Annotated in this window: 25 protein-coding genes, 3 tRNA genes and 1 other RNA gene; 19 read left to right on the top strand and 10 right to left on the bottom strand. The window is 65.8% G+C overall.

Annotated elements, in window-relative coordinates:
* The first annotated feature begins 41 nt into the window (after positions 1 to 41).
* Both LI336_RS11520 and surE read left to right on the top strand, forming a co-directional pair.
* The gene (locus LI336_RS11520) at positions 42 to 935 is read left to right on the top strand and encodes a DUF7351 domain-containing protein (protein WP_227133284.1); all 894 of its coding nucleotides are present in this window, start codon (positions 42 to 44) and stop codon (positions 933 to 935) included.
* 65 nt (positions 936 to 1,000) lie between these two features.
* Entirely contained in the window at positions 1,001 to 1,777 is a 777-nt protein-coding gene (gene surE, locus LI336_RS11515) for a 5'/3'-nucleotidase SurE (RefSeq protein WP_227133283.1), read from the top strand.
* A gap of 45 nt (positions 1,778 to 1,822) precedes the next feature.
* Here surE and LI336_RS11510 read toward each other — a convergent pair whose 3' ends face one another.
* Together LI336_RS11510 and LI336_RS11505 are read right to left on the bottom strand one after the other, a co-directional pair.
* A complete protein-coding gene (locus tag LI336_RS11510) occupies positions 1,823 to 2,236 on the bottom strand; it encodes a DUF5790 family protein (RefSeq protein WP_227133282.1) in 414 nt (137 codons plus the stop codon).
* A gap of 232 nt (positions 2,237 to 2,468) precedes the next feature.
* Complete coding sequence (locus LI336_RS11505) at positions 2,469 to 2,882, bottom strand: dihydroneopterin aldolase family protein (RefSeq protein WP_227133281.1); 414 nt, start codon at positions 2,880 to 2,882, stop codon at positions 2,469 to 2,471.
* Positions 2,883 to 2,976: 94 nt separating this feature from the next.
* Here LI336_RS11505 and azf point away from each other — a divergent pair, with 94 nt between their 5' ends.
* Positions 2,977 to 3,729 carry an NAD-dependent glucose-6-phosphate dehydrogenase Azf gene (azf, locus tag LI336_RS11500; RefSeq protein ID WP_227133280.1) on the top strand — a complete coding sequence of 251 codons (753 nt, stop codon included), beginning with the start codon at positions 2,977 to 2,979 and terminating at the stop codon, positions 3,727 to 3,729.
* A 48-nt stretch (positions 3,730 to 3,777) separates the two neighbouring features.
* Here the strand turns inward: azf and LI336_RS11495 are convergent, their stop codons facing one another.
* Positions 3,778 to 4,245, bottom strand: coding sequence for an HVO_2922 family protein (locus LI336_RS11495; RefSeq protein ID WP_227133279.1), 468 nt, complete (start codon positions 4,243 to 4,245; stop codon positions 3,778 to 3,780).
* Positions 4,246 to 4,352: 107 nt separating this feature from the next.
* Between LI336_RS11495 and LI336_RS11490 the strand changes: the two genes are divergently transcribed.
* Entirely contained in the window at positions 4,353 to 4,778 is a 426-nt protein-coding gene (locus LI336_RS11490; RefSeq protein WP_227133278.1) for a hypothetical protein, read from the top strand.
* A gap of 40 nt (positions 4,779 to 4,818) precedes the next feature.
* Here the strand turns inward: LI336_RS11490 and LI336_RS11485 are convergent, their stop codons facing one another.
* The gene (locus LI336_RS11485; RefSeq protein ID WP_227133277.1) at positions 4,819 to 5,469 is read right to left on the bottom strand and encodes a DUF309 domain-containing protein; all 651 of its coding nucleotides are present in this window, start codon (positions 5,467 to 5,469) and stop codon (positions 4,819 to 4,821) included.
* 279 nt (positions 5,470 to 5,748) lie between these two features.
* Positions 5,749 to 5,821: transfer RNA gene (locus tag LI336_RS11480), tRNA-Arg, on the bottom strand.
* Between the two features lie 154 nt (positions 5,822 to 5,975).
* Here LI336_RS11480 and LI336_RS11475 point away from each other — a divergent pair.
* The 4 genes from LI336_RS11475 (at position 5,976) to LI336_RS11460 (ending at position 9,716) form a co-directional block, all read left to right on the top strand.
* Positions 5,976 to 6,491: a hypothetical protein gene (locus tag LI336_RS11475; RefSeq protein WP_227133276.1), complete on the top strand. Its 516-nt coding sequence runs from the start codon at positions 5,976 to 5,978 to the stop codon at positions 6,489 to 6,491.
* A gap of 173 nt (positions 6,492 to 6,664) precedes the next feature.
* Entirely contained in the window at positions 6,665 to 8,128 is a 1,464-nt protein-coding gene (locus LI336_RS11470; RefSeq protein WP_227133275.1) for a single-stranded DNA binding protein, read from the top strand.
* Between the two features lie 138 nt (positions 8,129 to 8,266).
* Complete coding sequence (locus LI336_RS20295; protein WP_227133274.1) at positions 8,267 to 8,698, top strand: histone; 432 nt, start codon at positions 8,267 to 8,269, stop codon at positions 8,696 to 8,698.
* A gap of 7 nt (positions 8,699 to 8,705) precedes the next feature.
* Positions 8,706 to 9,716, top strand: a complete 1,011-nt coding sequence (locus tag LI336_RS11460) for a histone deacetylase family protein (protein WP_227133273.1) — start codon at positions 8,706 to 8,708, stop codon at positions 9,714 to 9,716.
* Between the two features lie 23 nt (positions 9,717 to 9,739).
* On the opposite strand, the gene cca is transcribed toward LI336_RS11460, so the two are convergent.
* A complete protein-coding gene (cca, locus tag LI336_RS11455) occupies positions 9,740 to 11,131 on the bottom strand; it encodes a CCA tRNA nucleotidyltransferase (protein ID WP_227133272.1) in 1,392 nt (463 codons plus the stop codon).
* Between the two features lie 151 nt (positions 11,132 to 11,282).
* On the opposite strand from cca, the gene LI336_RS11450 reads away from it, so the two are divergent.
* The 7 genes from LI336_RS11450 (at position 11,283) to LI336_RS11420 (ending at position 15,872) form a co-directional block, all read left to right on the top strand.
* A tRNA-Asn gene (locus LI336_RS11450) sits at positions 11,283 to 11,355 on the top strand.
* Between the two features lie 167 nt (positions 11,356 to 11,522).
* The gene (locus tag LI336_RS11445; RefSeq protein ID WP_227133271.1) at positions 11,523 to 12,260 is read left to right on the top strand and encodes a homing endonuclease associated repeat-containing protein; all 738 of its coding nucleotides are present in this window, start codon (positions 11,523 to 11,525) and stop codon (positions 12,258 to 12,260) included.
* A 67-nt stretch (positions 12,261 to 12,327) separates the two neighbouring features.
* A tRNA-Ile gene (locus LI336_RS11440) sits at positions 12,328 to 12,454 on the top strand.
* A gap of 185 nt (positions 12,455 to 12,639) precedes the next feature.
* Positions 12,640 to 12,870 carry a hypothetical protein gene (locus LI336_RS11435; RefSeq protein ID WP_227133270.1) on the top strand — a complete coding sequence of 77 codons (231 nt, stop codon included), beginning with the start codon at positions 12,640 to 12,642 and terminating at the stop codon, positions 12,868 to 12,870.
* Positions 12,871 to 13,056: 186 nt separating this feature from the next.
* On the top strand, positions 13,057 to 13,434 hold the full coding sequence (locus LI336_RS11430) for a DUF7845 domain-containing protein (RefSeq protein WP_227133269.1): 378 nt from the start codon (positions 13,057 to 13,059) through the stop codon (positions 13,432 to 13,434).
* 215 nt (positions 13,435 to 13,649) lie between these two features.
* Entirely contained in the window at positions 13,650 to 14,951 is a 1,302-nt protein-coding gene (locus tag LI336_RS11425; RefSeq protein ID WP_227133268.1) for a TIGR00341 family protein, read from the top strand.
* Between the two features lie 63 nt (positions 14,952 to 15,014).
* Positions 15,015 to 15,872: a universal stress protein gene (locus tag LI336_RS11420; RefSeq protein WP_227133267.1), complete on the top strand. Its 858-nt coding sequence runs from the start codon at positions 15,015 to 15,017 to the stop codon at positions 15,870 to 15,872.
* A 54-nt stretch (positions 15,873 to 15,926) separates the two neighbouring features.
* Here LI336_RS11420 and LI336_RS11415 read toward each other — a convergent pair whose 3' ends face one another.
* Positions 15,927 to 17,933, bottom strand: a complete 2,007-nt coding sequence (locus LI336_RS11415; protein ID WP_227133266.1) for an SLC13 family permease — start codon at positions 17,931 to 17,933, stop codon at positions 15,927 to 15,929.
* Positions 17,934 to 18,081: 148 nt separating this feature from the next.
* The gene (locus tag LI336_RS11410) at positions 18,082 to 19,335 is read right to left on the bottom strand and encodes an MgtC/SapB family protein (protein ID WP_227133265.1); all 1,254 of its coding nucleotides are present in this window, start codon (positions 19,333 to 19,335) and stop codon (positions 18,082 to 18,084) included.
* 90 nt (positions 19,336 to 19,425) lie between these two features.
* On the opposite strand from LI336_RS11410, the gene LI336_RS11405 reads away from it, so the two are divergent.
* The 3 genes from LI336_RS11405 to LI336_RS11400 all read left to right on the top strand — a co-directional run bounded on the left by LI336_RS11405 (position 19,426) and on the right by LI336_RS11400 (position 21,146).
* Complete coding sequence (locus tag LI336_RS11405) at positions 19,426 to 19,749, top strand: hypothetical protein (RefSeq protein WP_227133264.1); 324 nt, start codon at positions 19,426 to 19,428, stop codon at positions 19,747 to 19,749.
* Between the two features lie 97 nt (positions 19,750 to 19,846).
* Positions 19,847 to 19,981, top strand: coding sequence for a hypothetical protein (locus LI336_RS20170; protein ID WP_264475406.1), 135 nt, complete (start codon positions 19,847 to 19,849; stop codon positions 19,979 to 19,981).
* 67 nt (positions 19,982 to 20,048) lie between these two features.
* On the top strand, positions 20,049 to 21,146 hold the full coding sequence (locus tag LI336_RS11400; RefSeq protein WP_227133263.1) for an aminopeptidase: 1,098 nt from the start codon (positions 20,049 to 20,051) through the stop codon (positions 21,144 to 21,146).
* 23 nt (positions 21,147 to 21,169) lie between these two features.
* On the opposite strand, the gene LI336_RS11395 is transcribed toward LI336_RS11400, so the two are convergent.
* Both LI336_RS11395 and rnpB read right to left on the bottom strand, forming a co-directional pair.
* A complete protein-coding gene (locus tag LI336_RS11395) occupies positions 21,170 to 21,748 on the bottom strand; it encodes a class I SAM-dependent methyltransferase (protein WP_227133262.1) in 579 nt (192 codons plus the stop codon).
* 224 nt (positions 21,749 to 21,972) lie between these two features.
* Positions 21,973 to 22,394: RNase P RNA component (gene rnpB / locus LI336_RS11390), an RNA gene on the bottom strand.
* 94 nt (positions 22,395 to 22,488) lie between these two features.
* Between rnpB and LI336_RS11385 the strand changes: the two genes are divergently transcribed.
* Positions 22,489 to 23,094: a TIGR00296 family protein gene (locus LI336_RS11385; protein ID WP_227133261.1), complete on the top strand. Its 606-nt coding sequence runs from the start codon at positions 22,489 to 22,491 to the stop codon at positions 23,092 to 23,094.
* Positions 23,095 to 23,112 lie beyond the last annotated feature (18 nt).

The raw sequence follows: 23,112 nt of genomic DNA, 5'->3' as shown, positions 1-23,112 counted from the left end.
TCGACACGAACCGATTTGGGCCTGGCGGCGCGAGTACGGATGTGAGTGGAGACGACGCAGCGGCGGACGCGTTCGCGCTCGCCGGGAACGAGCACCGCGTCGCCATCCTCCGCGCGCTCCTCGACGCGCACGCCGACCCCGAGACGCCGTACCCGACGTCGTTCGCGACCCTACGCGAGCGCGCTGGCGTCGACGTCTCCGCGCAGTTCGCGTACCACCTCGACGCGCTCGTCGGCGCGTTCGTCGCGAAGACCGGCGACGGCTATCGCCTTCGCTACCCAGGATGGAAGGCGGCGGCCGCGCTCGCCGCCGGCACGTACACCGACCAGCCCGCGTTCGGCCCGACGCCAGTCCCGGGCGAGTGCGCGCACTGCCGGACCGCCGCGTTGCACGCGAGCTACGGCGACGCCTGGCTCGCCGTCGCGTGCCACGACTGCGAGCGCGTCCTCACGCGCTACCCGTTCCCACCCGGCGCCGCAGGCGCACACCTCGACGACGGCGGCGTCGACGCGCTCCTCGCCGCGTTCGACGACCGCGTCCGCTCGCACTTCGCGCTCGCCGTCGACGGCGTCTGCCCCGAATGCGCCGGCCGCATGCAGACGGCGCTCGCGACCGTCGACGACGCGACCGCGAACCAGACCGACACGCGCGGCGACGGGCACGCCATCCACGCGGTCGCGGACTGCGAGACGTGCGGGAACCACCTCACGCTCCCCGTCGGCTGCGCCCTCCTCGCCGACCCGCGAACGCTCGCGCTCGCCGTCGACCGCGGCGTCGACCTCGTCGACCGACCGTACTGGTGTATCCCCCAGCTCGTCGGCGACGCACACGTCGACCGAACCGGAGACAGCCCGCTCGAAGCCACCGTGTCGCTCGACGCCGACACGACCGTCGCCGTCACCGCCACCCTCGACGTGACCCACGCGGCGAACTGACCGACCAACCGCTCGTCGGTCGATGGACCGACACCTTCTGGAACGTTCGCTGACTACTCGCGACCATGGCCGCCGACCCGACCGTCGTCCTCACCAACGACGACGGCATCGACGCGCCCGGCATCGCCGCCCTCCACGACGCCCTCAGCGAGGTCGCCGACGTCACCGTCGTCGCGCCCGCAGCGAACCAGAGCGGCGTCGGCCGCCGCGCCACCCGCGAGTTCCAGGTGCACGAGCACGACCGCGGGCACGCCGTCACCGGCACGCCCGCGGACTGCGTCGCGTACGGCCTGCACGTCGTCGACGACCCGGACTTCGTCGTCGCCGGCTGCAACGACGGTCCGAACGTCGGCGCGGACAACGTCGGGCGCTCGGGGACCGTCGGTGCCGCCGCCGAAGCCGCGTTCCTCGGCCACGCCGGCATCGCCGTCTCCGCGTACGACCCCGTCGAAGGCGGGCTCGTCGACTTCGACCGGAGCGCGTTCGACGACGCCCAGACCGTCACCCGCCGCCTCGTGGACGCACTCGACCCACGCGCACTCACGGAGAGCGACGCGTACCTCAGCGTGAACGTCCCCACCAGGACCACCGCGGACACGCACCTGCGGCTCACCGAACCCGTCCACGACTACTCGCTGCGCGTCGACGCACGCGACGACGGCTACGCCGTCACGAGCGCGTTCTACGACCCACTCCGCCCCGACCGCGACGAGGCGGTGACCGACCCGGTCGGCACCGACCGGCGAGCGCTCGCCGACGGCGACGTCAGCGTCGCCCCGCTCTCGGTCACCACGAACACCGTCGACCACGCGCCGTTCCGGTCGCTCGAAGACGAGTACTGAGAACACACCGACGCCGTCACGCGACCGCCCAGTCGACCAGCGACGCTACTCGTCGTCCTCGTCCTCGTCGGCGTGTGCGTCCTCGAGCGTACTGCGGAGCTCCGGCACGGTCGACGCGAGGTCACCGACCTGGTCGTGCGCGTCCTCGATCGTCCCGACGAGGTCCTCGACGGTCTCGATGGCCTCCTCGAGGTCCTCGGCGTCCTCGAACGCGTCCGCGCGCTTCCCCATCACGAACGCCTTCTTCGCGTCCCGCAGGTGGTCCTCGGCGTCGCCGACGTCGAGCGCCGACCGCAGCCCGTTCAGGACGCCGAGGACGTTGTCCGCGTCCGTCTCCCAGACGTCGTCCGCCTCCGGGAGGTTCTCGCGTGCCTTCTCCAGCGCGTCCTCGACGTCCTCGCGCATCTCCGACGCCATCTCGCCGAACAGCTCGTCGTCGTCGAGACTGGTCTGACTCATGCCACGACCGACGCCCGCGAGGAGGTTAAATACCCGCCTGAAAGTGAAAGTGAAATCGGCTTCGAGAGCGCCCCTCGACGCCGAATCCGAGTCGTGGACCGACAGCGACGACCGACCCCGGACGAGGTACGGTCCCGCGCCGCGACGACGGGTTCCGGACGAGGTGCGGTCCCGCGCCGCGACGACCGACTCCCGAGGCGCGACCCGGCTCCTCGGCGCTCGCGTCCGCTGGTCAGTCGCGTTCGACCGAGTCCACCTGCATCAGCGGGTAGCCGTCCTGCATCGCCATGCTCGTGTACACCGTCACGTCCTCGTACTCGATGCGCATCGAGACGTCCACGAGCGACCCCGTGAGTTCGACGTAGTCCGCGCCCGCGTCGTCGATGGCGGCCGTGAGCGCGTCGCCGCGGATCGCGACCTGGACGTCCTCGCAATGGGGCTGGTTCTCGATGGCCTCCTCCATCGCTCGAGCGAGGCTATCCGCGCTCGCCGGCGACACCGGCGTCCCCGCGAACTGATGATAGAGCGACCCGAACTTGATGCCCGCCTCGAACGTCGCCGCCTCGCCGGTCGTCGGCGGTGCCGCATCGCTCGGCGATGTCTCGTCGTCGGATACGTCGGCCGGTCTCTCGTCGTCGGCAGTCATACGCGGACGGTCGGCCCGGATTCGGAAACCCGTTCGGGTCGCGGTCGAACGGAACCGGACGCTTCTTGTCGCCGCCGCGCCTGCGCTCACACGAATGGACGACCCCGTCCTCCTCACCGGCGCTCGCGGGCACGTCGGCACCGCGCTCCTGGACTGGGCCGGCGACGAGTACGACTGGCGCCTGCTCGACCGCGACCCGCCGACGGACCCCGACGACTACCCCGGCGAGTTCGTCGTCGCGGACATCACGGACGAGGACGCGGTCCGCGACGCCGTCGCGGGCTGCGGTGCGGTCGTTCACCTCGCGGGCGACCCACGGAAGACCGCGCCGTGGTCGAGCGTCCTCTCGAACAACATCGACGGCACGCACACCGTCCTGCAGGCCGCGGTCGACGAGGGCGTCGAGAAGGTCGCGTTCGCGTCCTCGAACCACGCCGTCAAGCACTTCGAGACCGAACGCAAGCCCGACCTCTACCGCGAGCACGACGACTTCCTGCTCGACGGGAGCGAACTTCCGCGCCCCGGGAACCTCTACGGCGTCTCGAAGGCGACCGGCGAACTCCTCGGTCGATACTACCACGACGAACACGACCTGAGCTTCGTCTCCGTCCGCATCGGGAACCTCACCGAGGAACACCCGCCGAAGGACTACGAGCGCGGGCAGGCGATGTGGCTCTCCTACCGCGACTGCGGGCACCTCTTCCAGCGCTGCATCGAAGCCGACTACGACTACGAGATCGTGTACGGCATCAGCGACAACGACCGGAAGTACTACAGCCTGGAGAACGCGAAGGCGGTCCTCGGCTACGAGCCGATGGACAACTCTGCCACGTTCCCAGACGCCTGAGCGTTCGGGAGAACCGGCACGCTCGTCGACGGTTCCGGTTCTCGTCGCTCAGTCCTGTTCGTCGACGTCGGCGCCGGCGGCGTTGCGCTGGACGCTCTGGATGCCGTTCCGGGCGTTTGCCTTCTTCCCGTAGCCTTCGCCGCTGTCGGCGATGATGTTCCCGTTGTCGTGACGGAGCCGCCATCGCCATTCGCTCGCACGGTCCTCGTAGAGCTCGAACGTCGCCTGGCTGTCGGGGCCGCCGGCGTCTTCGTCGACGCCGTCGTCGACGCTCGCGTCGGTGTCGACGCCGCCGTCGGCTTCGGGCCACGCGAACTCCAGTTCGTACGTGAGGCGCTCGCCGGTTCGTTCGACGTCGACCTCCATCTCCGCCTCGGCGGGGAGGTCGACGGCGACGCCGTCGTCGACGGGCGCGGGGTCGCCGCGCTCGAACGCGTTCGCGACGCGATGCAGGTACGCGCCGATCGCCTCTCGCGACGCCATCCGCGTGGACGTGTGCACGGTCTCGTCTGGCATACTCCGGTCGACGGACGCCAGCGGTATAGGTGTTGGTTCCGTGAGAGTTCTCGTCGCGACCCTGGAACTGGCGGAACGCTAAGTCCGAGCAGCACGTACCCATATACATGTCCACCGGTAACGAAGCACATGATTCTGGGCTGTCGTCGGTCGAGATCGACGCACTCCACGAGATAGACCTCGGTATCGAGCACCTGCACCGCGCGCACGGCCACCTGGTCGCGTTCCACCACGCGACCGGCCGCGGCATGGACCACCTCGCCGAGGCCGAACACCGCCTCCGCGAGGCCGGGCACGACGACCTCGCGAACGCCATCCGCGACGACTTCCTGCCCCGCGGCGTCATCGAGAGCGCGCACCCCGACGACCAGGGTCGCTGGTCGTACGACATCCTCGAGACGTACCAGGACGAGTTCCTCGACGACATCGTCGCGTTCGGCGAACGCGCCAGCGACGAGGTCGCCGACGGCCAACGGCACGTGAAGGAGCGAACGCAGGAACGCGACTGGAAGCGTCGCGCCGGCGGCGAGTGACCACGCGAACGAACGGTCGTAGCCGAGCGAGCGGCCGCTGTCAGTCGAAGAGTCCGTCGACGTCGCTGGCGCGGTGGTCGCGGCGCTCGACGTGGTCGACGAGTCGCTGGTAGACGATCCCGTAGTCGTCGTCGGCGGTTGCGAAGTCCACGAGGAACCGTTCGAGCTTCGCGGCCTCGTTCCGACCGCTCGCGGCGAGTTCCCCCGCACCCGCGTCGCGTTCGCGGTCCTCGCGAGCGTACGCCGCGGCGCGCTCGACGACGGTCTCGTCGAGCCCGCGCTCTTCGGCGAGCGCTTGCGCGACGAGTTCGACCGCGTCGAGGCCGAGGCGGTCGCGCGTCACGCGCTCCCCGTCGACCGCGAGTTCGGGCATCGACCGGCGCTCGACGACCTCGGGGTCGGTCGCGAGCGTCCCGAGCACGCGCCGGACGAGCGCCACGTCCACCCCACCGTACGCGTCGGGGACGTCGTCGAGGTACGCGAGCGCGCTCTCCGCGAGCCCCACGCACCCCTCCCAGTTCCGACCACGCGCGTGATGCACCGCCGCCGTCAACTGCACGAGCCCCTGCAGGAATCGCCCATCGGTGTCGTCGCGGTCGCTCACCAACCACGCCGCCTCCAGCGGATCGTGGGCCGCGTGATAGTACCCGTCGTTGAACAACGCCACACCCGCACGAACGTTCGTCTGCACGAGAACCAGTACTCGCCCAACCCCCAAACCACCTTGCCTTCAGTCCCACCACGACCCCGCACACGACGCCGCGACCGACGCCCAGACACCGCTCACGCTCGTCGAAGAAGCACAAGAACGTCCGGACGGAGTCCCCGCGAGCGCAGCGAGCGGGGGCACGTCCGGACGAAGATTTGAACTCGGTCGCAAATCGGAGATTTGCTCCCTGCTCAAATCTCCGCGCGTCCGTTTTCAGCGGACGCACTCCTCGCTACGCTCGTCGTTGTTGTCCGCTGAAAACGTCCGGACGGAGATTTGAACTCCGGTCCCTGGCTCCGCAAGCCAAGAGGATAGTCCACTACCCTACCCGGACTCATCTCTACGTTTCGCGGTGGTACACAAGAGGGTTACGATGTTGGTGGGTGGAATCGCGGGGCGGCGCGTGGGGGCTGCTAGCGCGCGGGTTGGCTGAAAGTAATTTTTCACCGTGGGAAAGGGCTTTGAAAACAGGAGTCTTTCGGTGATGTATGAAGCGACGTACGCTGTTGAAACGGGCGAGTGTGGTGACTGGCTCTCTGGCGGTCGCTGGGTGTTTGAGCGACGGGACAGGGAGTGGTGACGAGTCGACGACCGACGAGGGCGATGGTGGTGGGTCGACGACGACGGCGCCGACTGAGACTGCGGCGCCGACGACCGAACAGTCGGTGTCGCTCGGGGATCGGTCGTTGGAGACCGTGAACACGGGATGTGGGAGCGAGAATTCCGCGACCGCGTCGTTCGGTGACAGTGGGGTGTCGGTCGACGGGAAGATACCCACGAGTGATCCGTGTCACGAGGCGGCGTTCGTGGACGTCGAGTTGAGTGACGGGGCGTTGACCGTGACGTTCGAAGCGGTGGAGACGGACGAGGATGCGTGCCAGCAGTGCCTCGGGATGGTCGAGTATACGGCTGGGATCGGGACGGAGAACGGCGTTCCGAAGTCGGTGACGGTGAAGCACAAGGCCCAGGGCGAGACGACGGTCGTCGCTGACGCGACGCGCTAGAACGACCACCCGGTCGGTTCTGGCGCTGCCGCGGGCCGAGGGTTCTTGTAGCGGTCCGCGCAAGGGTCGTCGATGCCGAGTATTCGCCGACGACGACCGCCGCGGACTGGGGCCGCCGAAACGACGAGAGGACAACGCTTAAGCGGCGGCCAACCCTGCGAAACCGTACGATTATGGGCGCGATAGAGGACGTCTACGAGGACCTCGAGACAGACGTCTCCATCGAGGAGTTCCGGGAGGCGGTGGAGGCGAAGGTCGAGCAGATGGGTGGCCTCGCCGACGAGGAGTCCGCGGCGATGCTCGTCGCGCACGAACTCGAGGACGGCGAAGTCGAGGGTGTGAGTGACGTCGAACCGGGGATGGAGGAGGTGAAGTTCGTCGCGAAGGTGACGTCGGTCGGCGAGAAGCGCGCGTTCGAGCGCGACGGCGACGACCAGCCGGACGGCCGCGTCATCAACGTCGAGGTCGCCGACGAGACGGGGAGCGTCAGGCTCGCGTTCTGGGACGAGAAGGCGGACGCGGCCGAGGAGGAGCTCGAGGTCGGTGACGTCCTCAAGGTCGGTGGCCGACCGAAGGAGGGCTACAACGGCGTCGAGGTGAACGTCGACGACGTCGAGCCGGCGCCGGATACGGACGTGAACGTCGACGTCTCCGGTGAGAGTACGATCGACGGCCTCTCGCTCGGGTTGTCGGACGTGAACGTGAAGGGGAAGGTCCTGGATACGGAGTCGGTGCGGACGTTCGACCGCGACGACGGGAGCGAGGGGAAGGTCGCGAACCTCGTGCTCGGCGACGAGACCGGGCGCGTTCGCGTGACGATGTGGGACGGGCAGGCGGAGACCGTGAACGAGGTCGCGGCGGGTGATAGCGTCGAGGTCGTCGACGGGTACACGCGCGAGCGCGACGGCGACCTCGAACTGCACGTCGGCGAGCGCGGCGCCATCGAGGGGCTCGACGAGGAGATCGCGTACGAGCCGGAGTCGGTCCCGATCGCGGAGCTGGAGCTCGATACGACCGTGGACATCGCGGGCGTGGTGCGGTCGTCGGACCCGAAGCGGACGTTCGACCGCGACGACGGCAGCGAGGGCCAGGTGCGGAACGTGCGCGTGCAGGACGACTCCGGGGACATCCGCGTCGCGCTCTGGGGCGACAAGGCGGACTACGACATCGGGCCCGGGGACCGCGTGGCGTTCGCGGACGTCGAGATACAGGACGGCTGGCAGGACGACCTCGAAGCGTCGGCTGGCTGGCGGTCGTCGGTGACGGTACTGGACGGGAACGCGACGAGCGCGGCCGCCGAAGCTGACGGCGAGCGCGACGAGGCGACCGGTCTGGACGCGTTCGCGGACGACGGCGACGACGGCGACGCGTCGACCGGGACCGGGTCGTCCGCGGGCGACGAGACGTCGGCGAGCGAGGGCGGGAGTGGTGGCGCGGTCGCCGCCCAGCAGTCCCGCGAGGACGGCGAGCGCGTGGAGTTCACTGGGACCGTCGTGCAGGCCGGGAATCCAGTGGTGCTCGACGACGGCGAGGAGACGATGAGCGTCGACACCGAGGCGGACGTCCACCTCGGCCAGGAGGTCACGGTCCGCGGCGACCTCGTCGACGGTCGCGTCGACGCCGACGACGTCGTCTGACCGTGGAGTGGCGTCGCGTTCGTGGAGCCGTCGAACCGATAATCGCCGTAACGTATCGAGCGTCCGCGACGGCAGTTCTCCGTCGCCCTCGTTACGTTTACGGAAACTACTAAGGCGTGGCCGAACCCGGGGTTGTGTATGAGCGTCGAGTTGCCGTTCGCGCCGGTGGATACGATCATTCGACGGAACGCAGGCGATCTCCGCGTGAGCGCCGGTGCCGCCGAGGAACTGGCGCGACGCATCCAGGAGCACGGTGCCGACCTCGCCGTGGACGCCGCCAAAGTCGCCACCGAGGACGGCCGGAAGACGCTGATGGCGTCGGACTTCGGCGTGACAGCCGACCTCGACGGCGACGACCTCGAACTCCCGATCGCGCCCGTGGACCGCATCGCCCGCATCGACATCGGGAACTCGTATCGCGTGTCGATGGACGCCCGGATCGCGCTCGCAGACATCCTCGAGGATTACGCGGACAACGTCGCGAGCGCGGCGGCGACGCTCGCGCGACACGCCGACAGACGTACAGTGAAGGCTGAAGACATCGAGACGTACTTCGCGCTCTTCGAGTGACCTCCAGATGAACTTCGGTTACAGCGAGACGTGCCTCGACCACGATACCGGGCCGCGGCATCCGGAGACGCCGGACCGCTTGCGCGCGATCCGCGAAGGCTTGAAGCGCAAGCACGGCGTCGCGTACGTCGAACCCGACCCCGCGGCGCTGTCGGCGGTCGAGCGCGTGCACGACGCCGACTACGTCCAGGAGCTCCGCGAGTTCTGCGCGGCCGGCGGCGGTGACTGGGACCCGGACACGGTCGCGGTCGCGGAGTCCTGGGACGCCATCCTCCAGAGCGCGGGTATCGCGCAGTGGGTCGCCGAGAGCGCGCTCGACGGCGACCAGGGCCGCGAGACGCCGTTCTCGCTGGGTCGCCCACCCGGGCATCACGCCGTCGAGGACGACGCGATGGGGTTCTGTTTCGTGAACAACGTCGCGGTCGCCGCGGACTACGCACTCGTCGAGCGCGACGTCGACCGCGTCGCGATCGTCGACTGGGACGTCCATCACGGGAACGGCACGCAGGACATCTGGTACGACGACGACCGCGTGTTCTTCGCGAGCCTGCAAGAAGCTGGACTCTACCCTGGGACGGGCGACGTGGACGAGATCGGCGAGGGCGACGGCGAAGGGACGACGCTGAACCTCCCGCTGCCCGCTGGCGCGGGCGACGCCGACTACGCCGCCGCCATCGCGGACGTCGTCGCACCAGCCATCGAACGCTACGACCCCGACCTCCTCCTCGTCTCCGCCGGGTTCGACGCGCACCGACACGACCCCATCTCGCGGATGCGCGTCTCGACCGAAGGGTACGCCATCATGACCGACCGGCTTCGCGCACTCGCCGACGCCGTCGACGCCCCGATCGGGTTCGTGCTCGAAGGCGGCTACGGCCTCGACGTGCTCGCGGAGGGCGTGGCGATGGTCCACGAGACGTTCGACGGCCGCGACCCCATCCCGACCGACGAGGACGTCAGCGACGACGTCCGCGACCTCCTCGACGAGGCCCGCGACCTCCACGGGCTCGACGACTGACAGCGAGTCGGACCGACTCGCTGTCAGGGCGCGGGGTCGAAGTACGCAGCGAGTTCCACGCCGAAGTCGTCGGCGAGTTCCGCGACCGCGTCGCCCGCGAGCACGTCGTACTCCTCGCGGAGTGCGGTCTCGACGTGCGTCCCGAGACGAACGTCGAACACGGCGTCGCTCTCCAGGAGCGCCGTGGCGGTCGTGAACTCGCGGTCGCGTTCGACGACGTACCGGTCCTCGTCGACGAACGGCCCGTACGCGTCCGCGTCTGCCGCGTACGTCTCGTAGAAGCCTTTCGCGTGTGCGTCGACGTGCACCGGCGGGCCGTCGTGGCGCGTCACCGTCGGACGCTCCACGACCTCGAGTTCAGCGAACAGTGCCGCGCGCTCGCGGTCGTCGGTCGCGAACGTCGCCGCCCGCAGCACGTCGAACCCGCGGCGGTCGAGCTCGTCGACGATACCGTCGAGCGACCGGCGGAGCTGCGGCCACAGCTGGTCGTCGACCAGGTCCGGTGGCGCGAAGTCGAGCGCGACCGGCGTCGTCCCGCGACGCGCGACGTGCTCGCGGACCGCGTCCGCCGGAAGCGGGTCCGGGTCGCGCGGCCGGAAGCGGTCGACGGTCGGGTCGTCGAGGAGCGCTCGCGCGTGATGCTGGAGGCGCGCGACGTTCGCGGTCGAGCACACCGCCGCGACGTTCCGCTCGGGGTCCGTCGGGTCGACGACGACGAGCGCGTCGTCGAACGACGCCGCCGCGTGCCCCTCGGGGTCGAGGAGCACTGGCGGCTGCCACTCGGCGGCCGCCTCGACGAACTCGCGGAACCCACCGTACTCGAGGACGAGCAACTCGGTGACGTACCCCGAGAACCCGCGGGTCTTCAGGTCGCTCCCGTACACGCCGATCCCCTTCAGGAACTGCTTCGTGACGCGGACGTCCGCGGCCAGGTCGTCGTCCAGTCGCGCCTCCAGGTACTCGTTGTGGAACGGCGTCCGATCCACCGCCGACCGGATGTCGCTCGCCGAGTCGACGCGATAACACGGCACGCAATCCACGTCGAACCCCTCGTACTCGCCCTTGACGTACGGATGCTCCGCGTACTCCTCGCGCCCATCCGGAAGGACCGCGTGCCCGACCGCCAACCCCCACGCCTCCAGGTCCTCGCGGTCCACGTCCGGCGGGAACCGCACGAACAGGTCCACGTCGCGGTCACCCGCGATCCACGTCCCACGCGCCGTCGACCCGACCTGCATCACGTCCGCCGCCGGACACAGGTCCGCGACCGCCGCCTCCGCACGCGCAGCGAGCTCGCCCGCCACCTCGCGCATCCGCGCCCACTCGCCCTCGTCCGGGTCGACCCACTCGCGCACCTCGCCCACCACGCGCTCGAACGCGTCGTCACCCTCGCCGGCGTCGGCCTCGTCGCTCATACCACACCACTCACCGCCTCGAACGGAAAACCCATCGAAACCACCACAGCCAGCCACGCCAGCGCGCCCAAACCACACGACACACCCCCACACGCCCGACGGCGAAACGAAAGCCCTATACAGCGACCCGCGTCAACACAGTAATGCAGAAGCCGTCGTAGCTCAGATGGTAGAGCACCACGCTGTTAACGTGGTTGTCCCAGGTTCGAGTCCTGGCGACGGCGCTCCTCCCACACCAACCACCCCATAGCCGCCGGACTCTCACCCTCGCAGTACTCTTAACGCGGCACCCGTGGTCTGTCGAAGCAACCGACGCTCGGGGAGGCACCAAGCGAACCAATATGTTATTAATATGGTAGTTTTATGGTGGTTCAGTGCGTGAATTCGTTCGATGGGGGAGTTCTACGGGAACCAACACACCGGAGCGACGGACGATGGAGATTACGCGGACTTGCGGGAGGCCGTGCTGGCGTATGCTGCCGAGAATGGCGAGGCGCCGACGACCGAGGAGGCGGCGAACGACGACCGATTCCCGTCGCTCAATACGATATACAAGCGACTCGATAGGGGCTGGAACGACCTGCTCGAAGATGTGGGACTGGAACGTGGACAGCCAGAGGCGTACGGACCCGAGGAGACGGCGGAGATGTTACAGGACCTCCGTGCGGTCCAGCAGGCGGTCGAGAGCGACCACCTGACGTCACGTCAGTACGCCGAGCGGGGTGCATACGGTGACGATACCATCAAAGAGCGGTTCGGGTCGTGGCGCGAGGCGTGCGAACGTGCGGACGTCGACGCCGGCAAGCGGTACGGCGTCTCGTGCGAGGGACCGCAGGGAGCGACGCTCGACAGCCGACTGGAGCTGGCTGTCGCGACCGCGTTGCACGAACGAGACGTCGTGTACGAGGTTCATCCCGAAGTCCCGGAGACGAACTGGACGAGTGACCTCTACCTGCCGGAGGTCGACCTCTGGGTCGAGGTGAACGGGTTCGCTGCGGGTGAGCGTCCGAACGAGGCGGATTTCGAGCGGAAACTCGACCACTACGAGCGCGAGGGCCTGGATTGCGTCGTCGTCGAGGGGGCGAAGGAACTGGTTACCGAGATTCGTGCACGCCAGGGCGGGCAGTGACTGATTAGACGGCGCTACGGTGCGTATCCGGCAGACTCAAGAGGGTCTGTCTGTAAACGCCGACAGAGGGCCCTTAGCTTAGTCTGGTTAGAGCCCCCGGCTCATATCAGTTCGTTGATACAAACGTCGCGGTGGCGTGGGTGTCACGACTGTGGGACACCGGGTGATCGGTGGTTCGAATCCGCCAGGGCCCACTCGCGAGCAACCCGTTTCTGAGTGCTCGCGGAACCTCGCTCCTTAGCGCCTGTACTGGCCGGATAGAGGCGTCTGGCGCTCTCGATTCGCGGCCGCCTCAGGAGGGTTTCAACCGACGAGCACACGCCCACCCTTGCCGTCGGCGGGTTTTCCTAGCCGAAACCCGCCTCGGGAGGTGGTGCGCGTGAGTGCCGACCAGATCGGCATCACCGCCGACGTCCTTCGTGCTCGCGAGACCGCGAAGCCGCAGGTTCGGACCTCGCGCGAGTTCCGGTGTCCCGAGTGTGGCGCCCGCTGCACCCGCCTCACCGACGGCGTCTCCGAGGCCGGCCATCGGAACGGCTGTTCGCGTCGCCTCGAGCGCCTCGGTGGCGGCCAGCGGTCCGCGCCGACCGAAGGAGGTGACGGCGAGTGAACCCGAAGCTCCGGGCCGCGCTCGGCTTCCTCCTGCTGCTCGCTGGCGCGCTCGTGCCGCTCGGGGTGATGCTCGCGTGACCGAGTTCGTCCGCGCCTCTCGTCTCTACGACGTCGAGGCTCGCGAGACGACCTCCTGGGACTGGCGTCGGCCCGGGGAGCGCCTCGATCATTACGGGGGCCGGCCGTGAGCTTCCAGGAGTTCGTCCGGCCCCAGTGCCACGAGTTCGACGCGCACCTGCACTTCATGCAGTACGCGCTGAAGCCGTACTACGCGCTCGACTCCGTCCGCAAGGACCACGACGGCTGGCGGGCGTCGGGAAAGCCGACGTCGACGTTCGAGATCGGCGGCGACACGTGGACCACGTGCTTCGACTACCAGCACCAGCCACTCCTGCCCCCGGACTCGTCGGCCGTCCCGAGCTATCGCCTCGAGACGACGCCCCTGTTCCGCCTGTACTTCGTCGCGCAGGACCGCCTCTACGACGACGAGCGCGCCGACCGCCCGTCTAGTGATTCACCAGAGCCTTTCAGACCAATACACGATGGCATTCAGAGTCACTGAATCTACTTGGAGTCGCTCAGGGAAGTCCCCTGACCCATTTTTCTCTACACGAAGGATTTCTCACGCCGTGAGAGGAGACGTCCCGTCACGAATGCGTGTTCGATCCTGTTGTCCAACGCCAGATTCGGCTCAGAACAGTCGCCACCCTTCGATATCGGTAGGGGGCAAAACCAGACGGGAGACCATTTATCGGGTGCGGGCGAGTTGTAGCACCTATGGCTCGGCTCGTTTTTGTGACTGTCCCTGTAGGGAAGCAGGACGCTGTTCTCGATATTCTGGACGATGAAGGCATCAGTTATACGCTCACTGATGAAACGAGCAACCGTGAATACACCTGTGCCCTTCATTTTCCGCTCCCGACGAATGCTGTCGAACCCATCCTGGATCGTCTCCGGGAAACGGGCATAAACGACGACGCGGTTACAGTGACAGTCGAGACGCAAACCGTTGTTTCACGCGATTACGACCAACTCGAGGAACAATTCACGGAAGATGAAGAGAGACCGGAGCAGATCGCCCGCGAAGAACTCCAAAGCGCTGCTGAGGAGCTCGTCCCAGCGTCCATGCCGATATATGCTGGCATGACAATCGTGAGTGCGATTATTGCGACGGCAGGACTGCTTCTGGATTCTGCTGCGGTCGTCGTCGGGTCGATGGTGATCGCACCGCTCATTGGCCCCGCAATGGCTACAAGCGTTGGCACGGTCTTCCGGGACCGCGACCTCTTTAGAGACGGTGTCAAGCTGCAGATCATCGGGGCCATACTCACAGTAGCGAGTGCCGCTCTTTTCGCGATTCTCATCAGAACAGGGAATCTCGTCCCACCTGGATTAGATATCCTGTCTATCTCGCAAATACGAGAACGATTTCGCCCGGACGTCCTGTCACTCATGGTTGCCCTCGGGTCCGGTGCCGCTGGAGTGATTAGCCTTGCTTCGGGACTCTCGTCGGCACTAGTTGGCGTCATGATTGCAGTGGCACTCGTCCCTCCCGCAGCGACGGTCGGGATCGCCATCGCGTGGGGGAATACGGCACTCGCGGTGGGCTCCGGCGTGTTGCTCCTCGTTAACGTCCTTTCGATCAATCTCGCCGCACTTCTTGTGCTCTGGTATATGGGATACCGGCCTGAGAAATGGTTCCGTATGGAGCAGACGAGAAAGACATTCGTCAAACGCGTTGGCATTCTCCTGATTAGCATTTTGGTCCTTTCTGCATTCCTCGGAACTGTTACGTTCTCCTCGTATCAGACTGCCACTTCCGAGCAATCGATTCAAAATGATATCCAATCAATTCTCGAGGAACCGGTTTATTCAGAGTTCGTTTTACTCGAGGTCCAGTTCGAATATTCGGAGAATCTCCTCGCCCAGCGTCCCTCCAAGGTAACTATCTTGATCGGTGCTCCTCGAGGAGAAGCCCCACCAGAACTGGGTGATCGTTTGAACACCCGTATTGATGAGATTGCAGGTCGCAACGTAGCTGTACAGGTTCGATACCTAACCGTCCAAGAACCGGGATGATACCGCGGGTAGGAGAACCGTTTATCTCGACAACGTCCAATAGCCCAGTTAGATAAAAAAAGCATGTACCAACGCATTCTACTGCCGACTGACGGCAGTGAAGCCTCGTCGACCGCGGCTGAAGCAGCTGTTACACTTGCCAATCAGTTTGACGCGGAACTACACGTGATTCACGTCCTCGACCACGACCAACCCTCCACTGATACTGATGGTGTCAACGCCCCCGACCGAAGTGGCGAGGAAGCAGTACAAACGGCTGTCGAATTGGCTGCTTCTTCTGATGTCGAGGCCACGAGGGCGGTCATTGAAAAGACAAAGTCAATTCATCAAGAGATCCTCACCTACACAGACAAACACAGTATCGACTGTATTGTGATGGGAACTCGGGGCAGAAGTGGACTTAGCCTCAGCCGGGCTGTCCTCGGGAGCGTCGCAGAACTAACCCTACGCGAGTCTCCCGTCCCAGTCATGACCGTTCACGAGGAGACGGTTGTCGATGCAGACATCAATTCAGTACTCGTTCCAACTGATGGGAGCGAGTGTGCACATACTGCTGTTGAACATGCGGGAGAACTGGCGAGATCTGTCGACGCGACACTGCATATCATCTACGTCGCTGAGATAGGACAGGTAATCAACGGCGAGAGAGTCGAGAGGCTACGAGAAGCGCTTGAAGAAATCGGAGAGAAGGCGTTAGACCTCGCCCTCGAGAAGGTCCAATCGTCGACGTACTTGCCGACTGAAACCTCGGTATTGACTGGCCCACCCTATCTCGAGATTGTCAGATATGCGGAGGAGCACGATGTCGATTGCATCGTAATGGGGACTCACGGTCGGAAGGGTATACGTCGGTTCCTCCTCGGTAGTGTTACCGAACGTGTAATTCGCCGTGCTGGCGTACCTGTCATCTCAGTGAAATAGGTTGGTCAACGAGTACTCCCCAAGGCCACAGGCATCCGAACCTCTGTACTAAAGTCACAGGCCCCAGAAAAACACGATACCAACAGTCGTCACGACAGTTAGTATCAACTGTAAGGGTGCGCCGACGCGTGCGAAATCCGTGAATTTGTACCCGCCTGGACCGTAGACCATGAGGTTCGTCTGGTAGCCGACGGGCGTCAGTAGCGGTGTGCTGGCCGCGAAGGTCACGGCCATCACGAACGCGAAGGGGTTGACGCCGAGCTGGCCAGCAACCTCGACCCCGATCGGTAGCAACAACACGACGCTGGCAGAGTTGCTGATCATTTCCGTGATGATCGCAGTTCCTAGGTAGAACAGCCCCAGAACCGCTATCACGGGAAGGAGACCGCTGACAGAAACGACAAGGTCGGCGATGAGGGCCGCCGTCCCGGACGCCTCGACCGCGATACCGAGCGGGATGACACCCGCCACCATGAAGATCACCTCCCAGTCGACGGCCTCGTACGCCTCCTCGGGCGTGAGGATGCCCGTGAAGAACATCGCCGCGACGCCCGTCAGCGCACTCACCATGAGTGTGAGGACGTTGAGTGCCGCGAGTCCGAGAGCACCGGCGAGGATCCCCAATGCGATGGGGATCTTCGACCGGTCGAAGTCCTCCCACCTGTCCTCGCCCGCGACGGCGACGTTCGTGTCCCTCGCGACGCGATCGAGCACTTGATCGGGCGCCTGGACGAGGATGACGTCGCCGGCCTGTAACCGGACCTCTCGGAGGCGCTGACGGATCACCTCGTCGCCGCGTCGGATCGCCAGGACTGTCACGTCGTAGTCGCGCTCGAAGTCTGCGACACCGCTGCGCCGACTCGACCAGGGCCCGGGCAACAGCACGACTTCGGTGAGTTCGATCTCCTCGTCGGGAGCTTCTCCATCCGTCTCGTCGCCGTCCTCTTCTGTGTCTTCGCTAGACGTCTCATCCTCGGCGAGAGAGTCGCTACGCTCCGCGTCGGGCGGCTCCCAGCCGTGATGCCGTGGCGAGAAGCCGGGCGGGAGGGACGCATCGTCCTCCGTGGCCGCCTCCAGGACCTCCGGTAACAGCTGCAGGTGGTCCTGCTCGATGACCTCCTGGAGGGTTTCCTGGTCGGCCCTGACGGACAGGACATCGCCGGCCCGGATCCGTTCCGATCCGAGTCCGCGGGCGAGCGTCCGGTTACCTCGGACGACCTGGAACACGTCGAGATCGAGGTCCCGCTCGCTCAGTTCCCCGACCCGGGAACCGACGAGCGGCGAGTCCTCCATGACGACGACGTCGGTGAGATAATCGGTCATACCGAACGCGTCGGTTGGCGACTCCGCCGGCTCGATCCGTGCCGGGGTGAGATATCGACCGACGGTGAGCAGGTACACGATCCCCACGAGCAAGACGATAGCGCCAAGGTGCGTGAACTCCAGCAGATCGAACGGCTGTGCGTCGGGACCACCCACCTGGACCCACACCTCGCTCGCCAGGAGGTTCGTTATCGTCCCGACGACGGTGAGCATGCCGCCGAGCATCGAGGCGAACGACAGTGGAATCAGGAGCTTCGAGGGCGACGTCTTCGTTTGCCGAGCGAGGTTCATTATGGCGGGGATCAACACGGCGACGACCGAGACGTTGCTGACCACCCCGCCCGGCGGTCCGGAGAGCGTGACCGTGGCGAGCAACTGCCGGAACTCGTCGTCCCCGGCGAACGCAATCAATTTTCGCGTGAGGATCTGGATAACGCCGGTCCGTCGGACACCTTCACTCAGGACGAACATCGCCAGTACGGTGAGCGTGGCGGGATTCGAGAATCCAGAGACTCCCTGCTCCGGCGACACGCCTGTCCACTCGCCGAGGAGGACGAGTACGACCATGAGGCCGACCGCGGTGGCGTCGATCGGTACCGGCTGGGTAACGAAGAGGACGAAGACGATGGCGATGATTGCCAGTACGACGACCACGTCGAGCGAGACCGGCAACTGTCCCGGGAGAAGCCGGAGCGGCCATCCGGCGCTCAAAGAAAAGAGGAATGAGAGAGGACTCATCTATCCGTTGTCCACGAAGATTGCTTGATGATTACATAGAAGTTGGGTTCTCTCCCGGGTCCAGATGCTCGATTCCGGTGAAGTAGTTGGCCTCCCGCACCTTTGCGAGACGATATTCGACGTGGATGTTCCTGGACAATCGTTCAGTTCAAATGACGAGAATGGTCAGACCGCTCAGGACGACGATGCCGAGCACAATCGACACGAGTCGGCCCAACCTGGGGGTGCCGAGAACCCACGCTAATGCGGCCTTGACGAACGTGTTTGCGATAGCCGCGATCACGATCCCCGTCGTGGCGACCTCTGTCGAGACTGTTCCTTCCGCGGCGAGTTGACTCAACGTTATCGTCATTGCGTCGACATCGGCGAGACCAGAGAAGAACGCCGTCACGTACACGCCCGATGCGCCGAACCACTGGTTGGCATACTCGGAGATGAGCAACACGGCCGCGAATATCGCCCCGAAGAGGAGGGCTGGCCGCAGGCGAAGTGGGTTCTTGAGTTCTTCCGGTTCGACAGTCTCGTCGGATGCAGTCCGCCAGTACAACCCCACGGCAGCAACCACCCCCACCACAGTCATCGCTCCCAGTGGTAGCGCGACGCTCGAGAGCAGATCGGGGTTGACAACCGCGATCTCGAGGAGTGCTCGGGGGAACATCACGATCGAGGCGGTGACGACCGCGAAGGCACAGACGTGATAGAGCGTCGCGTTCTGGGTCGTCTTCTCCGCCATCGAGACCGTCGTTGCCGTGGACGAGACGAAACCACCGACGATTCCGGTGAGGGCGATCCCTCGTTCGGGACCGAGCGCTTGTCCGAGTACGTACGCCACGAATCCGAGACCAGTGACGAAGGCGACCATCAACCAGATGAACCGCGGATTGAGCCCATAGAGGACGTCAAGCGACCGGTCGGGAAGAGCAGGTAGCACGACGAGGACGACGAGAATAAACTTCGCCGACGCCCGCCGTTCGTTCTCTTCGATCCGATCAGCGAACTCGTGTATCGAATCCTTCACCGAGAGGAGCACTGTGACGGCGCCGCCGGCGATGATAGCGACGACCGCACCCTGGTCTGAATACATCGCCATTGCACCGAGGATGACCGTCACGAGGGCGGCCACGAGCGTCGTCAAGCCGATATCCTCTTCGTACCAGATTTTTCCGACGTAGGCTACGGTGAGAGGCACGACGAGCGTTCCCACAGCGAGCGGAAGCACGGCCGGGAAAAACGCCTGAACGAGCGCCCCATAGAGTGCAATCAGCGGGAAGGTTCGGCTCCCAGCGAACGATCCGCCCGACTCGCTTTGCTCCCGTTCCAGACCAATAAGCGCACCGAGGCCAGCCGCGAGCAGGAGATGTGAGACGGTTTCAGCGAGCGGTGCAGTTGTCGGGTCGACCATTATATAGCGTATCCACCCAGTGGATTGTCAAACGATAGGTCATAAACGCAGCGACGGCGACGCACGCGATATTAAGGGTGCGGACGATCCATGCCACAACTCGGGGATCCCGTCGTCTGGTCCCGTAGTCTCCCCGACGACGACGCTGTGGTCCGAGAAACACGGACGGTCGGAGCGCTGTCCGCAGTAGATCTCGTCTCCACGAGCCTATCTGTGTCTCCTGACAGCCTTCCCCTTGCGATTGCGGGGGGATCGCTGTTGGTCGTCTTTTTCGTCACAATTGGTGAAATTCTGACGTTATTTTTGCGCGATACTGGGGAGTTGGGTATCGAAAAACGTCATCGGCTCAACGGAGTGGCGGACCCGAGTTTAGACGGCTCGGTGAGAGCTCTCGGAGAGACGATACCGCACTGAATCATCCCGTCAGGGCCCATGCTCGCCTGTTCCGGTTGACCTCTCCGCGAGCGGATAGTCGTGAGACTCTTTGTCGTGGACTGGATAGGGGGGTTCGATGAGCGACTACTACGTGATGGTGGGTTCGCGTGAGGTGGAGGGCCCGTTCGTGGATCGGAAGTCGGCGAAGCGGCGTGCTGACGAGTTGAACATGAACGAGGTGGGGACGAACTATACGGTGCGTAAGCAGTAGGCGGGTTCGCGTGGTGTGGGGCGGTGGATGCGGACTGGTTTTGTGGGTGGCGGTCGGTGGGTCGGGTATGGATCAGCGAGTGCGGGAGCACGCCGAGGTGCTCGTCGATTGGAGTGCGCGCATCGAGTCCGGTGACGACGTCGTGGTGTCTGTGAGCGAGGGCGCGCACGAGCTGGCGGTCGCGGTCGCCGAGGCTATCGGTGAGCGTGGGGCGAACATGGTGCAGTTGTACGCGTCGGCGGAGGCGAGTCGGGCGTACCTGCGGGCGCATCCGGGTGACTTCGAGGTGGGCGAGCACGAGCTGGCACTCGTCGAGAACGCGGACGTCGGGTTGCGGTTGGGGGCGAGTCGGAACACGAGTGCGACCGTCGACGTGGACGGGGAGACGCGGGCGGCACATTCGAAGGCCCAGGAGGCGCTCCGGGAGGCGTGGATGGACCTGGATTACGTGTCGACGCTGCATCCGACGCGGGCGCTCGCCCAGCAGGCGGAGATGTCGTACGAGGCCTATCAGGACTTCGTGTACGACGCGATCCTCCGGGACTGGCAGGCGTTGGCGGACGAGATGGCGCAGATGAAGGAGGTTCTCGACGCGGGGAGCGAGGTTCGGCTCGTCGTCGGCGACCACACCGATGTTTCGATGTCGATCGAGGGGCGGACCGCGGTCAATTCGGCGGCGAGCGTCGCGTACAACTCGAGCAACCTGCCGAGCGGCGAGGTGTTCACGGCACCCTATGGAACCGAGGGCGAGGTGAGCTTCGACGTGCCGATGACGTTCCGCGGGAAGCAGGTGCGGGACGTCCACCTCGTCTTCGAGGACGGCGAGGTCGTCGAGTATTCGGCGGGCGTGAACGAGGACGTGCTCGGGGACATCCTCGATACCGACGAGGGCGCACGTCGGCTCGGCGAGCTCGGTATCGGGATGAATCCGGGTATCGACCGGTTCACGGACAACATCCTGTTCGACGAGAAGATGCGTGATACGGTCCACCTGGCGGTGGGGCGTGCGTACGACGCGAACCTCCCCGAGGGCGAGTCGGGGAACGACTCGGCGGTGCACGTGGACATGATCGCGGACGTGAGCGAAGAGTCGCGCCTGGCGGTCGATGGGGAGGTCGTGCAGCGCAACGGCGTGTTCCGGTGGGAGGACGATTTCGAGGGGTAGTCCTCGCGACCGCCTCGCCGCGGTCAGTCGTCGATGCGCGCGGTGAGTTCGAGCCAGCGGTCACCGCTCTCGCTGACGGTGACGTCGTCGAGTCCGGCGTCGGTGCCGAGCGCGCGGAGTTCGTCGCTACGGTAGCGTTCGAAGTACCGGTCGTCGTCGACGTGGCGGTCGGTGCCCGCGCGCTTCAGGGTCGCGACGAGCGTCCCGGGCCGGGTGAGGACGCGCCGGAACTCCTGGAGCGTCCCAGGGACGTCGTCGCGGGGGACGTGCACGAGGCTCGCGGACGCCCAGACGCCGTCGAACGCGTTCGCTTCGAAGGGAAGCGCACGCATGTCCCCGCGGACGAACGGGGCGTCGACGGTCTCGGTGGCGCGTTCGAGGAAGGCGCGAGTGAGGTCGAAGCCGACGACCTCGTAGTCGTGGGCTGCGAAGGTCGCGGTATCGGGGCCGGGGCCGCAGCCGACGTCGAGGACGCGGTCGCCGGGGAACTTCGGGTCGACGTCGTCCCAGAAGCGTGCGGCGATCGATTCGGTCTCGTACTTCTCGACGAACGCGTCGCTGTCGTTCTCGTAGACGTGGTTCGTGCGAGCGAGTTCGTCCATGCGAGCGCGTTCTCGGCAGGATGCGAGGTATCTTTCGGGTGGTGGCAGCACGGAGTGGGTCACCGCGACCGTACCGCAGCCTCGCCCTCCCCAGCCGACGCTCGGCCACGCGACCCACCGTTCGAAGGTCTCGGATAGATCGCCCTGTCACCGACGTTTTGCGAGCGGTTGCGACGGCGCGCCCGCTGGGCGCACCGCACAGCGACCGCTCGACGAAGTGTTGTGGTTGAGAGGAGTAAGCCCCCTTCTGTTCGGCCCGGCATTCGGCTGAGCGTCCACATCCGTGTCCGAGCTACCTTGTGGTGTGGACTTGCACCGGCGAGGATTCGCCGTTCCACCCGTTCTCGCCGGTCGCGGCTCACGGGCGGATGCCCGTTCGCCATCGGGGTCCGAGGACCCCGTTTCGCTCGGCGGGTCAACTCCCTTCCCTCGCGGGTCGGTTCGCGCGCTCACGGCTCGCGCCGTTCGCGCCAGGCGGTGACTCGCGTCACCGCTTGCGCCTCATCGCTCGCGGCGAGTGGTCTCGTTTCTGTTCCAGCGCCAGCGGTCTCCCGCTCTGGACTTGCGTCCAGTCGCCTGCCCGGACGGTGGGGGGACTTTCCTCGCTCGCCCCGCGAAGGGCAGCGGTGGCCGGGCTCTCTCTACCGACTCGACGTAGACCGCTTGCGTGGATAACTCCTGCGGTGACCGGTCGAGTCGAAACGAAAGCGTTCAAGAGCGTTCCTCCCGGTAATACGTGTATGTCGAAGGCGACAACCGCTAGTTTCTCGTACGATGACGGTGCGCGAGCGGTCGAACTCGCTCGTGAGGCCGTCGAGTCGTTCGTCGTCAACGGGCAGCGCGAACAACCCGGGAGTATGCGTGATGCCTTCTACGAGCGAACTGGCGCGTTCGTCCGCCTGGAGTCCACTCGCGGCCGCGGGAGCCTCCGCGGGTGCGCGGGCGGCTACGAGAGCGACGAACGCGTCGGCCACGTCATCGTCGACGCCGCCATCAAGGCGGCGAGCGAGGACTCGTGTGGCTCCGAGATCACGCCCTCCGAGCTCGACAACCTCACGGTCTCGCTGTGCTACGTGAACAACGTCGTCCTCACCGACGACCCGGTCGCGGACATCGAGATCGGGCGTCACGGCGCCGCCATCGATACCGGCACCGAGTCCGGATGGCTCTACCCCACCGTTCCCCTCGAGCACGGGTGGAGTCCCGAGGAGTACCTCGCGCGCGTCTGCCGGAAGGCCGGCCTGGCGCCGAACGCGTACGAGCGCGAGGACGTCATGGTGACGTTGTTCGACGGGCAGGTGTTCCGCGAGCGCGAACCCAACGGGAGCGTCCAGGAGCTCCGCTAGCGGTCGAGCGCCCTGCAG

This window comes from Halorubellus salinus, assembly GCF_020567525.1.
GTDB classification, from domain to species: Archaea; Halobacteriota; Halobacteria; order Halobacteriales; family Natrialbaceae; genus Halorubellus; species Halorubellus salinus.
Note: the sequence above shows the minus strand (reverse complement) of the source record. Positions and strands in the feature narration are given on the sequence as shown.